We start from the raw sequence: 13,422 nt of genomic DNA, 5'->3' as shown, positions 1-13,422 counted from the left end.
TTGTGCTAGCCTTCAGCCATGAGCAATCGCATCCTCGTCCTCTACGGTTCCTACCGTTCCGACCGCATGGGCATCCGCCTTGCGAATTTTGTCATCAATCGCCTGCGCGAGCGCGGCGAGGATGTCGAGTTCATCGACGCCAAGGCGATCGGCCTGCCGATGCTCGACCGCATGTACAAGGAATATCCCAAGGGCGCCGCGCCCGAGGCGCTGGAGAAGCTGGCCGGGCAGATCCGCGGCGCGGACGGTTTTGTCTTCGTCACCGGCGAATACAATTGGGGCATTCAGCCCGGATTGAAGAACCTGACCGACCATTTCCTCGAAGAGTGGTTCTGGCGTCCGGCCGCGATCGTCAGCTACTCCGCCGGCCGCCTGTCCGGCGCGCGCGCCTCGACCGCCTGGCACGGCACGCTGTCGGAAATGGGCATGGTGGTGGTGTCGAGCACCATCGGCGTCGGCCCGATCGCGCAGACGCTGTCGGCGGATTCCGAGCCGATCGGCGAGGGCGGCAAGGCGCTGGAGCGTTCGTTCCCGCGCTTTGCCGACGACCTCGCCTGGTGGATCGAGGCGGCCAAGGCGCAGCGGGCGCGCAAGGCGCCGCCTTATTGAGTTTGCGCGAGCGGCAGCGTCAGGCGGCCCTGACCTCGCCGAGGAAGTGGTCGAACTGTCCGGCGAGATCGCGCGACTGCGTCGAGAGCTGCTCGGCCGCGCCCAGCACTTCCCGTGCGGCCGCTCCCGTGTCGTCGGCGGCGCGCTGCACGCCTGAGATGTTGGTGTTCACTTCCTGGGTGCCGCGGGCGGCTTCCTGCACGCTGCGGGCGATCTCCTTGGTCGCCGAGCCCTGTTCCTCGATCGCCGCGGCAATCGCGGTGCCGATCTGGTCGATCTCGGCGATGACGTCGGCGACGTTGCGGATCGCGGCGACGGTCTCGTCGCTCGCAGACTGGATCGCCGTGATCTGCTCGGAGATTTCGGTCGTGGCCTTGGCGGTCTGGCCGGCCAGCGACTTCACTTCGGATGCGACCACGGCAAAGCCGCGGCCGGCGTCGCCGGCGCGGGCGGCCTCGATGGTCGCGTTCAGCGCCAGCAGATTGGTCTGCTCGGCGATGCTCTGGATCAGGGTGACGACGTCGCCGATCTTCTGCGCGCCCTCGGCGAGCGTACGTGCCGTGTCGCCGGTGCGGCGGGCGTTGTCGACGGCGCGGGCCGCGATCTCGGTGCTTTGTGCGACCTGACGGCCGATCTCGGAGATCGAGGAGGTCAACTCCTCGGTCGCGCTCGCGACCGTCTGCACGTTGGTGGAGGTCTGCTCGGAGGCCGCGGCGACGACCGCGGCCTGGCTGTTGGTCTGGGCCGCGGTCGCGGTCATCGACTGCGCCGTGCTTTCCATGGTGGAGGAGGCTTTCGAAAGCCCGCCGACGAGCTCGGTGACCTTGGCTTCGAACGCGCGGGTGAGCTCGTCGAGCGCCTGCGCGCGGCGCATCTTGCCGTCGTTCTCGGCCTGCTTCTCGGCGGCGAGCCGGTCGGCCCGGATCATGTTGTCCTTGAACACCTGCACGGCCGCGGCCATCGCCCCGATCTCGTCGGAGCGCTCGGCGCCGGGGATCTCCTCGGCAACGTTGCCTTCGGCAAGCCGCGACATCCGCGTGGTCAGGCCGACGATGGGCGCGCAGACGCGGCGGCGCACCGTCACGACGAGGCCGATGCTGGCGATCAGCACGGCGACAAGGCCGAGGAGCGCGACGGTGAAGCTGGTGCGTGCAGGCGAGGAGGCGCCCGCCAGGATCTGCTCCGCATTGTCGTAAAGCGCGTCGCGGACCTCGATGATGGTGCCGAGGCCGCGCTGCGTCGCGGCGTAATAGGTGTCCATGTCGTGTTCGTACTTGCCGCTGATCGCACCGTCCTTCACCAGCTTGAGCTCGCGGCCGAACTCCTCGATATAGACCGCGTTGAACTTCTCCAGCGCAGCGGCGACGTTCGCCGGCGTTGCCGGATTGCCGCGCAATTCCAGCAGCGCCATCACGATCTGGTCGTTGCGGCCCTGCGAGCGGCTGATCTCGGCCTTCTCGGTGTCCGTCGCCGGTTTCTTGCCCCCGACGAGGTTCTTGTGCAGGCTGGAGTTGAAGCCGCCGACGTCGCGCAGCGTCATCGCGATGTTGGCGTAGCTCGCCTGCCGGTAGGCGTCGCCGTTGAGGATCGCCATGCGGCGGACCTGCTCGTTGAGCAGCGCGGTCACGGCGCCGTTGAGCACGGCGTTGTCGGCGACGATCTTCTTGGCGGCGTCCTTGCGCGCCTCCGCCGGTCCCGCGAGCGCCTTGTCGATGGCCTCGCGCAGCGCGGTGAATTTCGAATTGATGCCGTCGATGTTGTTGCCGGTGGTGGCGCCGTCGTCGAACGGGCCGGGAAGGTCCTTGCGTAGCGCGTTCATCCGGTCGCGGGCGCCGTCGGTCTGCTTGCGCAGCTTGTCCTGCTCTGCGAGCAGCGCCGGGTCCACCGTCGCCGGTCCATAGAGGATGTTGGTCGAAAAGCCGCGCTCGGGGTTGAGATAGCGCGGGATGTCGCCGACGGCGCGGACGATCGCGAGCCGCCCCTGTGCTTCGGTGATCCGCTCCATCGTCTGGTACTTCGTCACGGCGACGTAGACGGCGAGGCCGCCGCCGACGGTCGAGAGCGAGACGATGGCGGTGGTCAGGAGCGTTCCGATTTTCATGTTCTGTCCGGCAATTGGCGCGGGGAGAATTATTTTCCACGGACGATAGGTCGCCCGTGTTAATCCCGGGTTTACGCTGCTTGCCGCCGCGCGAGCTCAGCTGGACGGCTGATCGAGCTTTGCGAGGATCTCCAGCGTCGCGCCGTCGCGCTCGCCGGCGAAATACCGGGCGAGCGCCTCACTGAAAATGGGATCATCGGACACGGCGCCGAACAGCGTCATCGAGGAGCGGAATTTGGCGTCGTCAGGCGCGCCGAGGATCGCGTTGATGGTCCGCCCCTGAACGGCGAGCACGAGCCTGGTGCACGCGATCAGGCGCGGGCCAAGGACAGGGTGGGCGAGATAGGCCTCGGCCTCCGCGCGCGAGCCGATGGCGTAGCGCTGAGTCATGGCGCTGAAGCCGAGGCCGGCGACCTGCGGGAAAATGAACCACATCCAGTGGCTCTGCTTCCGGCCCCGGGACAGCTCCCCGGTCACGGTGGGATAGACCGGGTTTTGGGCCTGGACGAACCGGTCTAGATCGAAAGGAGCGGTCATTGGATACCTTGGGGGTGCCTTGACGGCCGTGATTATGCCTAACTTTTGGCTCCCAATGTGGTAGCTGGTATAGAGAGTCTCCGGGTGGGGGTGGGTCTCCCCGGGGGTCGATTTGGGGATCTGATGGTTTCCGACACCGCAAGAGCCGAGAGGCTGTTGTCGCGCCGCCGTATCGGGCGGGCCGAGACGATTCTGCTGTCTCTGGCCGCTGTTGCGCTGTCGCTCGGTGCCGCCGCCTGGGTCGCCGATATGGGCGATTCGACCCCGCTGGTTTCCGCCGCGCTACCGCCGGCCAATGCCCCTTCCTTCGAGGACCGTTTTGCTTCGGCATCTGGCAGCGCGCCCGCCCGCGAGCTCGGCCTGCGGACGCTGGAGCGCTCTGCCCTGAATGCGGTCCAGCTCAAGCTGCGCGATGCCAAGGCGATGCTGGCTCAGAAACTCCAGGGCGACGACTGGCGCTCGACCCTGACCGAAGATGACCGGACGGCGGTTGACGAGAGGCGGCCCTCGGAGCGTGCCGACGCGGTCCCGATGCCGCGTTCGCGGCCGGTGCAGGCGGACTTCTCGGCCCAGATCGCGTCCAGCCAGGCCTATGCCGACACCACCCCCAGGGTCGACAACCGCAACTTCTTCGAAAAATTCACCGACAAGATCAAGCTGGCCTCGCTGACCCCCGGCGATGGCCTGTTCAGCAAGGCGCCGGATCTCGCCGCCCTCGGCTATGATTCGCGCACGGCGGTCTACGACATCTCGGCCAAGGCGCTTTACCTGCCGAGCGGCCTCGCGCTGGAAGCGCATTCGGGCATGGGCGCGCTGATGGACGACCCCCAGCATGTGGATCAGCGCATGGTGGGCGCGACCCCGCCCGCGACCTACGATCTGAAGCCGCGCGAAAAGCTGTTCCACGGCATCCGCGCGCTGCGCTTGACGCCCGCCGAGGGCACCAGCGCGCTCGGCCGCGTCGGCCTTCTCACCCACAGCTACATGCTCGGGCCGCGTGGCGATTCCAACGGCTGCGTCTCGATCAAGGACTATGAGCGCTTCCTCAAGGCCTACGACAACGGCGAGTTCAACCGCCTGGTCGTGGTGCCGAGCCTGAGAGGATCGGCGACCGCGTCACAGCGCGGCAGCACCGACTCCTGATATTTGCCTGCCGCGGCGGGGCTGCCGTTTCCCCTTCGTTAAGCCGTCCTTGTCCAGAAGCAGCCCATGAGTGATCCCCAGAATTCCGAGACCCCGCTGCGTACGACGTTCAAGATCAAGCTGAACGGTGACACGCTGGCGATCGCGACCGTCGGCCAGGCCTATCAATTCCTCACCAACTTCAAGTCGGTCGAGTGGATGGAATTCCGCTCGCTGCACGAGGAAGCCATCTCGGCCCTGGAAGGCGCCGCCGGCAACGCCATGCTCGCGGTGCAGGCGACCAACGCCGTGCGCGCGCTGTTCGTCAGCGCGAAGCTGCTCTGAGACAGCCGTTACTCCCCTCCAATCGTCGAACCCGCTCCCGAATGCCTGCGACGAAGGCGTGGCGCGCTTCTGCGCCGAGGAACGGGATCGCATGAATATCGCAGTCTTCATTGCCGGCGTTGATCGCGCCCGCGCGGAGCAACCGACGCTCGCAGCGCTCGAGGCATTCGAAAAATCCATCGGCTGCCGCTTGCCGGACGAGTATCGCCAGTTCCTGCTGGCCTGCGCCGGCGGCTATTTCCAGGGCTCTGCCGAGTTCAACTGGCCGCAAGGGCACTGGGCCGGCGCGGTCCAGGAGGTGCTGGGATTGCGGCGCGATGAATGCTCGCTGGTCCAGACGCGTCAGACTCCGCAATGGCCGACCGTCGATGAACTCCTCTGGATCATGAGCGACCACGGCGGCAACCCGATCTGCATGACGATCGACAAGGCGCATTTCGGCAAGATCTGGTTCATCGATCACGAGATCGCCGAATACGAGAAGCCCTGGACGCTTGCCGAGGCGATGTCGAACGAATGGGGTTACGTGCTGCCGCTCGCACCGACATTCGGCGATTTCGTCGCCGGATTGTATGAGCAGGCTGACGCCTCGTGAGAATCTGCTCGGGTCCCGGCTCTGCAGCGCATCGCGCTCGACGATGCTTCGCATCGCGAGGGAGACGCTGCGCTGCGTCCGGGGCACGAGAGGAAGCAGGACGATCAGTGCCTGCCGTCGCCATGCCCATCGTCGTCATCATGGAAGTCGTGGTCGCCGCCCGGCCTGAAGCCGGGGTCGATGCAGGCGAAATTGCCGGCATCGTTGGTCATGCCGCTGCCCTTGTAGGCTGCAATCTTCGGATAGACGCATAGCGGCCTCGTGCCGCTGGCCGGGAAGTTCATGGCTATGCGCGGATCAAAAAGTCCGCCGGTCGGGTAGGGCGAGGTGGCGTTGGTATTGGTCGCGACAATGCGTTCAGGCGCGATGCCTTTCTCGACCCAGTCGGTGATGGCCTTGACCTCGTTCTGCGCGAAGCTCGCGGTGGCCGCACCGCCGCCGCAATGGGCCATGTTCGGCACCATGAACAGCCGCGCGAAGTCGGTCGCGCGCCCGTTCATGCAACTGTCCATGTTGCGATACCAGCGGGCGATGGCAGCACCGGAGAAAATGCCGTCATTGACGGAGGAGGAGACGATCAGCTTGCCGCCGCGCGCCCTGAACGGCCGCAGGTCGGTCGAGACCGCGGCCATGAAGTCCATGCTGCTTTCAGGATAGGCTTGCGTCTTCGCGAAGATCTTCGGCGCGTCGGTGTCGAAGTTGAAGCGGAACACGAAGGCTTCCTGGCCGTTCGGCCCGTTGACGGGCGTGACGACGGGCGGGGTCTGGAAGATCATCGGGATCGCGCCTGCGCCGAGCGTCAGGTTGATCGCGGTGTTGACGTTCGGCACCGGCGCGGTGACGACGTTCCAGAGTTGCCAGCCGGCGCCGGGCGCGGTGGGCGGCGTCCAGATGCCGGCATCCCAGAACCAGTTCGAATACAGCCGTTGGCCGCGGGAATTGACCGGCCCGGCATAGATCTTCTTCAGCGCGTCCACCTGCGCGCCGGTCAGGCACGTGCCGCCATGCGGCGTGCTGCCGTGCGAGCCGGTGCCGCAGGTGTAGCTGGCGAGCGCCGGATACACCTTCTTCGCCGTGCAGGCGTGATAATTGTCGACGATGCCGTCGACCAGCCCGTCGAGCGCGTCGCAGGCGCTCAGGATCGCGGCCGAGGCCACCTGGAGATCCTGCACCGGAAACGTGTCGGGAATGAAGGGCTGTCCGTTGACGTCCTTGCTGGTGGCGAGCGTGCCGAGCACCTGCTCGTTCCAGGCTTCCGCAAGGGCCGCCTGTGGCAGGTTGAAGCCGGGATTTTGCGAGATCACACCGTCGAACAGCCAGGGGAAGCGCTGCGACGCCATCATGGCGTCACGTCCGCCGTTCGAGCAGCCCGTGATGTAGGAATAGACGGTGTCGAGGCCGTAGTAATAGGAGATGATCTGCTTCGAGATCGTCGCGGTCTTTTCGATGCCGTTGTAGCCGTAGTCCCTGCGCGCCTGGGCGTCGATCGCGAAATGCGCGGAGCCACCGGCATTGGCATCGTCGTCCTGATGTCCGCCGACCGGATTGCTGGCGTTGTCTTCATGCCCGCCGTCGTCGGCGGCCACGGCCCAGCCCTGACCGAGTTCGACGCCGGCGGCGCCCTGCGGATCGGCCTGGAGGCTGCCGTCGGTGCCGCCGCCGCCCATCATCTCGAAACGGCCATGCCAGGTATCGGGCAGATTGAGCGCGAAGCCGATCCCGTAAGTGAAATGATCGGGGTCCTGCGTCGAGACGCGCTTGTTGATGATGCCGATCACGTTGCAGTAGCCCGCCTTCTGGGTCGCGCTCAGGATCTGCGTGTTCGGCAGCGTGAGGCCGGTGAGGGCCGTGCAGGACGCGCGCGGGGCAACACCACTCGGCGGCAGGCCGTGGGCCATTGCCTGCGGGCCGAGAGCCGTCCAACCGGCAACAATGGTCGAGGCGAGAAGTAATCGTTTCATGTCATGCCCTCCAGCTTGATGATTGTCGAAAGCAGCGGTCGTCCACGCGACATCGTGCGGCGCCGGCCGTTGCGGCAGGCGTCGTCAAGGCTGCAAGCGATGTCGCTGTCGGTCGGGACGTCCTGGTCGTCGGGAGGCCGGGGAGCTTCGCGATGCGGATCGCAGCGCGCGGAACGCAATGCGCCGACGGCCGCAATCGTGTCGCCGCGATGCGCGATGGCATGCGGATCGTCGCCGTTCCCTGATGCAGGCACCGACGTTAGCTCCCCTGAAGCCTGCTCGTGTGACGGCAGGTTTTCTTGATCCTTAGGCAAGCGATGTTGCCGTGTCAACATGACGCAACACGCGAGTCCGCGGTGCAACCTGTCGTAGAAGCTGCATCGGCAAGGCGCGACGCCGCGCGGCTTCTCGATCCCGGTCCGCTGCGATAGACTTGGCGTTCGAATCCCGGACCACCGGGCGGATGCCGCCGCGCCGGCTTGTGAAAGATGGTCGTCGATGGAGAAGGCTGGCGTCAGGAAGCGATCCCCGAAGGGAGCGTCGCGCAGGGCGCAGGTTGCAAAGCCGGCGCGATCCGCCTCGCGTGCCGCGCCGGCCGGAAAGCCCGCCCGGCCAAAGCTGCTTGCCTCGGACGATCTGTCCCGTTCACTCGGCTATCGCATCCGGCGGGCCCAGCTCTGGGTGTTCAGGGATGTCAGCCGGCGGCTGGCCGCCTTCGACATCAGTCCGGCGCAGTTCTCCGTGTTGTCGGTGATCGAAGCCAATCCCGGCGTCAATCAGCTTGCCATCGCGCAATCCCTGTCGATCGAGCGGGCGGGGCTCGGGCGGCTGGTGGATCATCTGGAGCGGCGCGGGCTGGTGCAGCGTTCGGCCTCCGCCGTCAACCGCCGCTACTACGTGCTGTATGTGACCCAGACCGGCGCCGCGCTCCTCGGCCGCTTGCGGCCGTCGATCGCCGAAAGCGAGAAGACCCTCGCCGCCAGGATCGGGCCGCGCGCGTACAAGGAATTGCAGCGAGCGCTGTCGATCTTCCTCCAGGACACTTGATCCGGAACACCTTGAACTCGGCGACGGGAACGGGCAAACGGTCTGCGAAGACCGTGGCCCAGGCCATCCATTTGAAGCCTTGCTTTAGGGAGAGACCCCATCATGAAACGCCGTACATTCCTCCAGGGTGGCGCGGTCGCCGGCGCGACGACGCTGGTTGCTGCACCCGCGATTGCGCAAGGCGCGCCCGAGATCAAATGGCGCCTGACCTCGAGCTTCCCGAAATCGCTCGACACGATCTACGGCACGGCGCAGACCTTCGCGAAATACGTCGCTGACGCCACCGACAACAAATTTCAGATCCAGACCTTTGCGGCCGGCGAGCTCGTCCCCGGTTTGCAGGCGCTCGACGCCGTCAGCGCGGCCTCCGTCGAGATGGCGCAGACGCCGCTCTACTTCTACATCGGCAAGGAGCCGGCGCTGGCCTATGCCACCGGCGCGCCGTTCGGCATGAACCATCGCCATCAGGAGTCCTGGTGGTATTTCGGCGGCGGCGCCGATCTCGCCAACGAGGCGCTGAAGCCGTTCAAGGCGCATGCGATCCTCTGCGGCAACTCCGGCACCCAGATGGGCGGCTGGTTCCGCAAGGAGATCAAGACCGTCGACGATCTCAAGGGTCTCAAATTCCGCATCGCCGGCATGGGCGGCCATGTGCTGGCGCGCCTCGGCATCGTGCCGCAGCAGCTCGCCGGCGGCGACGTCTATTCGGCCCTGGAGAAGGGCTCGATCGACGCCGCCGAATTCGTCGGTCCCTATGACGACGAGAAGCTCGGCTTCCAGAAGGTGGCCAAATACTACTACTTCCCCGGCTGGTGGGAAGGCGGCGCCATGCTGCACATGATCGTCAATGACGAGAAGTGGGCTTCGCTGCCCAAGCACTACCAGGCCATCGTCAACCAGGCCGCCTCTGCGGCCGGCGCCTGGATGCTCGAGAAGTACGACAGCGTGAACCCGGCGGCGCTGAAGCGGCTGATCGCCAACGGCGCCGAGCTGAAGGCGTTCCCGCAGCCGGTGCTGGAGGCTTGCTACAACGCGACTCAGGAGCACCTGAACGAGCTCGCTGCCAAGAGCGACCTGTTCAAGCGGACCAAGGAGAGCCACGACGCGTATATGAAGGAGCTGCTGTTCTACACGCAGATCGCGGAAAACTTCTACGACAACTATTTGCTCAGCAAGATGCGCAACAAGACCTGATTGCAGCAAGAGGGCGCGGTGTTTTCAGGCGTGATCCGAAGGACACTGTCATTCCGGGGCGCGCCTCTTGGCGGGAGCTATGATGCGCAATTGCGCATCTGAGAATCCATTTCACCGCGTGTCTTGCCGCCCGATGGATTCCGGGCTCGCGACTTCGTCGCGCCCCGGAATGACGGCGGAGGGAGCGGTTTACGCCGCGCCCAGCCCGAGCTTTGCGTAGATGCGCCGCGCATAGGCACCGAACGCATCCGTCGTCTTGAGCGGAAGGTCGCGCGGGAAGGGCAGGTCGATCGGGAAGTAATCGGCCATCTTCGCCGGGCCCGCGGTCAGCACGGCGCAATGCGAGGACAGGAACACCGCTTCCTGGATCGAATGCGTGACGAAGATGATGGTCTTGCCGCTCTCGCGCCAGATCCGCAGCATCTCCAGGTTCATCTGCTCGCGCGTCAAGGCGTCCAGCGCGCCGAACGGCTCGTCCATCAGGATTAGCTTGGGATCGTGGATGAAGGCCCGCGCGATGGCGGTGCGCTGCTGCATGCCGCCTGACAGCTGCTGCGGATATTTCTGCTCGTAGCCGGTAAGCCCGACGAGGTTGAGCAAGTCGCGCGCCCGCTCGCGCGCGGCTTTCATCGGTAGCCCCACGATCTCGGCCGGCAGCAGCACGTTGTCCAGGATCGTGCGCCATTTCAGCAGCAGCGCCTGCTGGAATACCATGCCGATGTCGCGGGTCGGATCGAACGGGCTCCTGGCGCTGCCGATCTTCACGGTGCCGCCGTCGGCGCCGTGCAGGCCCGCCAGAATCTTCATCACCGTGGTCTTGCCGCAGCCGGACGGGCCGACCAGCGAGACCAGCTCGCCTTCCTTCACGTCCATGGTGACGTCGGAGACGGCGAGAAACTCCGCGCCGCCGCTGCGGTAAATTTTCCGGACGCCGCGCAGGCTGATGAAGGGCTCTTCCGTCATGCCAGCCATTTGCTGAGGTTGGCGGCCACGAAGTCATCGTCGCTGAGGTCGGCGTGCTCGCGGCAGACGCGGTCGATCTCCTCCTTTTGGCCGGGGCTGAGGCCCTCGGCCGGATCGAGGCACCACAGCCCCTGCATCAGGCCCTGGCGCCGCAGGATCTCGTGGCAGCCGGCGATGCAGCCGTGGAAATTGTTGGCGACGTCGAAGAAGGCGCTGTTGCAATCGGTGACGCGGGCATCGAGCGCGAGCAGGTCGGCCGGCACGCTGTCCTTGTGCCGCGCCGCCTTGCAGCGCTCGAATTGCCCGATCGCGCTCGCCGTCCAGACCGACCAATGGCCGAGCAGTCCGCCCTTGAAATAGGTGCGCGTGGTGACGCCGTTGTCGCGCAGGTCGAACGGCAGCATGAGATCGAGCAGGATATGGTCATCATTGCCGGTGTAGAGCGCGACGCGGTCGAGCGCACCCGCGGCTGCGACGCCGCGCAGCACGTCGAGCGTGCGGTAGCGGTTGAACGGCGCGATCTTGATCGCGATCACATTGTCGATCGAGGCAAAGCGTTGCCAGAATTGGCTCGACAGGATGACGCCGCCGACGGCCGGCTGGAGATAGAAGCCGACCAACGGAATTTCGGCGGCGACCGCGGTGCAGTGCGCGATAATCTCGTCCTCGGAGGCGCTCTTCATCGCGGCGAGGCTGAGCAGGCCGGCGTGATAGCCGATGTCGCGCGCGGTGCGCGCTTCAGTGGTTGCCTGCCTGGTCGGACCGGCAAGTCCCGCGACCATCGCCAGCGGACGCCTGGTCCAGCTCGCCGCGGTCTCGGCGGCGAGCTCCAGCACGGGACGGTAGAGGCCGACGTCGCGGATCGCGAACTGCGTCGTATGCACGCCGACCGCAAGGCCGCCGGCGCCGGCGTCGATGTAGTAGCGCGTCAGCGCGCGCTGATGCGTCTTGTCGAGCTTTCGCTCGGCGGTGAGCGCAAGAGGGTGCGCCGGCAGCACGGTGCCGTCGGCGATCAGCTTGCGAACGTCGGCATTGATCTGGCTGTGGTGCATGATGTCCTATCCAAATTCAGGGCCGGCGACGGCGAATGGCATTTCCTCGCCCGCGGCGGTGGCGGGGCCGAAGCGCATGCGCTGGAACGGGCGTTCGACGGTCCAGCCCGAAGCGGTCAATCCCTCCAGGAACGCGCCTTGCGAGGCGACAGCGTCGAGCAGGAGGGGGCGGGTCTCGGATCGCGCGATCGCCTGGACCAGGGCCAGCGCTTCGACGGCATGATCTGCGAACAAGGGACCGATGTGGCGCGCGGTTCTGCCGTCGCGGACCAGCGCGATGCATCCGTTCGCTGCGACGATACGCGAGGTGGAGCGCTGTGCGAAGGCGGTCAGGAGGGCGGTCCGGTCGAAACCGGTGACCCGCCGGTCCCGTGCACAAAGCGCGTCGAGCGTCGCGGCCGCAGGCGCCCGCGCGGACGCTTGCGTTGAATTGACCAATTTCAGCCGGCGCAATTGCAGGGTCGGTGTGAAGCCGAGCGGCCCGTATACGGCGGCACCATCGGGGGTCGCGTCGAGCCAGCTGGTCAGGCCGTTCCTGCGCGCCGTCTCCAGACAGGCGTCGACGAGGCGCGTTGCAAGGCCACGGCGGCGATGCGTGTCTGATACCAGCACCATGCTGATCCAGGCGTTGCTGCCGGAATACGGCAGCAGTGCCGCCGTCGCGACCAGCCGCATGCCATCGCGAATGCCGAACACGACGCCGTCGCGCAGGAAGATGCGCCAGTCCTCCTCGGTCTGGTTCCAGTGCGCTTCGACCGACAGCACGAGCCCGGCGATCGCATCGTCCGCGCCGAGCTTGATGATGGGCGGATCGTCAATAGCGGCCATCGCGCACCTCGTATTTGGTGGGCTTGCCGAGGCTCGGCATGGCGCGGGACACCCAGTCCGCGGTCCAGGCGATCAACTGCTCGGTGTCGACGACCGGCAGACCGAACAGCTCGACCGCCTGCGAGGTATCGGTCAGCCACGCCGTCGGCTCTTCCTCGCCGGTCAGCACCGGGGCGCGGCCGAAGCGAGCGCCGAATTTCGCGGCGAGATCGCGCACGGCGAGAATCTCATGGCCGCTGACATTGATCGGCGAGGTCGGCGCCGTGCAATGGGCAAGGCACCGCAGCGCCTGCGCGGACGCATCGCCCTGCCAGATGAAATTGACGTGGCCGAGGCTGACGTCGATCGGCGTGCCCGTCAGCACCTTCGTGGCGATGTCGTGCAGCACGCCATAGCGCATGTCGATCGCGTAATTGAGCCGGAACAGCCGGCCCGGCGTCGAAAACTTGCGCGAAAAATACTCGAACATGCGCTCGCGGCCGACGCAGGACTGGGCGTATTCGCCGGGCGGATTTGGCGCCATGTCCTCGGTCGCGCCTTTGCCGTCGACCGGCGCGAAGGGATAGACGCAGCCGGTCGAGAACGCCACGATCCGCGACGACGGGAAGGCCTGCGCGACGAGGGCCGGGACATGCGCGTTCATCGCCCATGTCAGCGACAGATCGCCCTCGGCGCCGAACTTGCGGCCGGCCATGAAGACGATGTTGGGCGCCCTCGGCAGCGCGTTGATCGCGGCCTCGTCGAGCAGGTCGCAATTGATCGTCTCGACGCCGCGCCGATGCAGCCAGTCCTTGACGCCCGCCTCGCTGAAGCGCGCGACGCCGATGACGCGGCGATCCGGCGCGGCGGCTTTGGCGAGCCCCGCCAGCGTCGGGCCCATCTTCCCGGCGACGCCGAGGATCATGATGTCGCCCTCGACCTTGTTGAGGTCGTCGATCAGCGCCTGGGTCGGCCGGCACAGGAGATCGTCGAGCGCGGCGATGTCAGGAATGGTCTTCGGCAGCGTCTGGCGGGTGAGGAGCATCGGTCGGTCCTTGGTCAGTCAGGTTTTCCGTTTTCAGGTCTGCC

14 protein-coding genes are annotated in these 13,422 nt (G+C 66.3%); 6 read left to right on the top strand and 8 right to left on the bottom strand.

The annotated features are described in order from the left end of the window. Positions 1-18 precede the first annotated feature (18 nt). On the top strand, positions 19-609 hold the full coding sequence (locus tag AB5K84_RS26085) for an NADPH-dependent FMN reductase (RefSeq protein WP_038966812.1): 591 nt from the start codon (positions 19-21) through the stop codon (positions 607-609). A gap of 19 nt (positions 610-628) precedes the next feature. Here AB5K84_RS26085 and AB5K84_RS26080 read toward each other — a convergent pair whose 3' ends face one another. Next, positions 629-2,710 carry a methyl-accepting chemotaxis protein gene (locus tag AB5K84_RS26080; protein ID WP_011086969.1) on the bottom strand — a complete coding sequence of 694 codons (2,082 nt, stop codon included), beginning with the start codon at positions 2,708-2,710 and terminating at the stop codon, positions 629-631. A gap of 96 nt (positions 2,711-2,806) precedes the next feature. Then, positions 2,807-3,247: a DUF1810 domain-containing protein gene (locus tag AB5K84_RS26075; RefSeq protein WP_011086970.1), complete on the bottom strand. Its 441-nt coding sequence runs from the start codon at positions 3,245-3,247 to the stop codon at positions 2,807-2,809. A 192-nt stretch (positions 3,248-3,439) separates the two neighbouring features. On the opposite strand from AB5K84_RS26075, the gene AB5K84_RS26070 reads away from it, so the two are divergent. From AB5K84_RS26070 to AB5K84_RS26060, 3 genes are all read left to right on the top strand, one after another. Continuing rightward, a complete protein-coding gene (locus AB5K84_RS26070) occupies positions 3,440-4,390 on the top strand; it encodes a DUF2778 domain-containing protein (protein WP_028171170.1) in 951 nt (316 codons plus the stop codon). 66 nt (positions 4,391-4,456) lie between these two features. Then, positions 4,457-4,714, top strand: coding sequence for a hypothetical protein (locus tag AB5K84_RS26065; RefSeq protein WP_038966815.1), 258 nt, complete (start codon positions 4,457-4,459; stop codon positions 4,712-4,714). A 91-nt stretch (positions 4,715-4,805) separates the two neighbouring features. Then, on the top strand, positions 4,806-5,309 hold the full coding sequence (locus AB5K84_RS26060; protein WP_162494087.1) for an SMI1/KNR4 family protein: 504 nt from the start codon (positions 4,806-4,808) through the stop codon (positions 5,307-5,309). A 104-nt stretch (positions 5,310-5,413) separates the two neighbouring features. Here the strand turns inward: AB5K84_RS26060 and AB5K84_RS26055 are convergent, their stop codons facing one another. Both AB5K84_RS26055 and AB5K84_RS26050 read right to left on the bottom strand, forming a co-directional pair. Beyond that, a complete protein-coding gene (locus AB5K84_RS26055; protein ID WP_038966816.1) occupies positions 5,414-7,270 on the bottom strand; it encodes a tannase/feruloyl esterase family alpha/beta hydrolase in 1,857 nt (618 codons plus the stop codon). After that, positions 7,267-7,524 carry a hypothetical protein gene (locus tag AB5K84_RS26050; RefSeq protein WP_028171174.1) on the bottom strand — a complete coding sequence of 86 codons (258 nt, stop codon included), beginning with the start codon at positions 7,522-7,524 and terminating at the stop codon, positions 7,267-7,269. The genes AB5K84_RS26055 and AB5K84_RS26050 overlap by 4 nt, the downstream gene beginning before the upstream one ends. 244 nt (positions 7,525-7,768) lie before the next feature. Here AB5K84_RS26050 and AB5K84_RS26045 point away from each other — a divergent pair, with 244 nt between their 5' ends. Then, the gene (locus AB5K84_RS26045) at positions 7,769-8,317 is read left to right on the top strand and encodes a MarR family winged helix-turn-helix transcriptional regulator (protein ID WP_011086975.1); all 549 of its coding nucleotides are present in this window, start codon (positions 7,769-7,771) and stop codon (positions 8,315-8,317) included. 102 nt (positions 8,318-8,419) lie between these two features. Beyond that, positions 8,420-9,511 carry a TRAP transporter substrate-binding protein gene (locus AB5K84_RS26040; protein WP_011086976.1) on the top strand — a complete coding sequence of 364 codons (1,092 nt, stop codon included), beginning with the start codon at positions 8,420-8,422 and terminating at the stop codon, positions 9,509-9,511. A gap of 189 nt (positions 9,512-9,700) precedes the next feature. On the opposite strand, the gene AB5K84_RS26035 is transcribed toward AB5K84_RS26040, so the two are convergent. The 4 genes from AB5K84_RS26035 to AB5K84_RS26020 are packed head-to-tail and all read right to left on the bottom strand — an operon-like array spanning position 9,701 to position 13,378. Next, on the bottom strand, positions 9,701-10,483 hold the full coding sequence (locus AB5K84_RS26035; RefSeq protein ID WP_011086977.1) for an ABC transporter ATP-binding protein: 783 nt from the start codon (positions 10,481-10,483) through the stop codon (positions 9,701-9,703). Beyond that, positions 10,471-11,526 carry a dihydrodipicolinate synthase family protein gene (locus tag AB5K84_RS26030; protein ID WP_011086978.1) on the bottom strand — a complete coding sequence of 352 codons (1,056 nt, stop codon included), beginning with the start codon at positions 11,524-11,526 and terminating at the stop codon, positions 10,471-10,473. Before AB5K84_RS26030 ends, AB5K84_RS26035 begins: the two co-directional genes overlap by 13 nt. 6 nt (positions 11,527-11,532) lie before the next feature. Further along, positions 11,533-12,354, bottom strand: coding sequence for a GNAT family N-acetyltransferase (locus tag AB5K84_RS26025; RefSeq protein WP_011086979.1), 822 nt, complete (start codon positions 12,352-12,354; stop codon positions 11,533-11,535). Next, positions 12,341-13,378, bottom strand: coding sequence for an NAD-dependent epimerase/dehydratase family protein (locus AB5K84_RS26020; protein WP_011086980.1), 1,038 nt, complete (start codon positions 13,376-13,378; stop codon positions 12,341-12,343). Before AB5K84_RS26020 ends, AB5K84_RS26025 begins: the two co-directional genes overlap by 14 nt. Between the last annotated feature and the right edge of the window lie 44 nt (positions 13,379-13,422).

The sequence above is a fragment of the Bradyrhizobium sp. 1200_D9_N1_1 genome (assembly GCF_052075915.1).
Taxonomy (GTDB): domain Bacteria; phylum Pseudomonadota; class Alphaproteobacteria; order Rhizobiales; family Xanthobacteraceae; genus Bradyrhizobium; species Bradyrhizobium diazoefficiens.
This window is presented reverse-complemented; position numbering and strand designations above follow the sequence as displayed.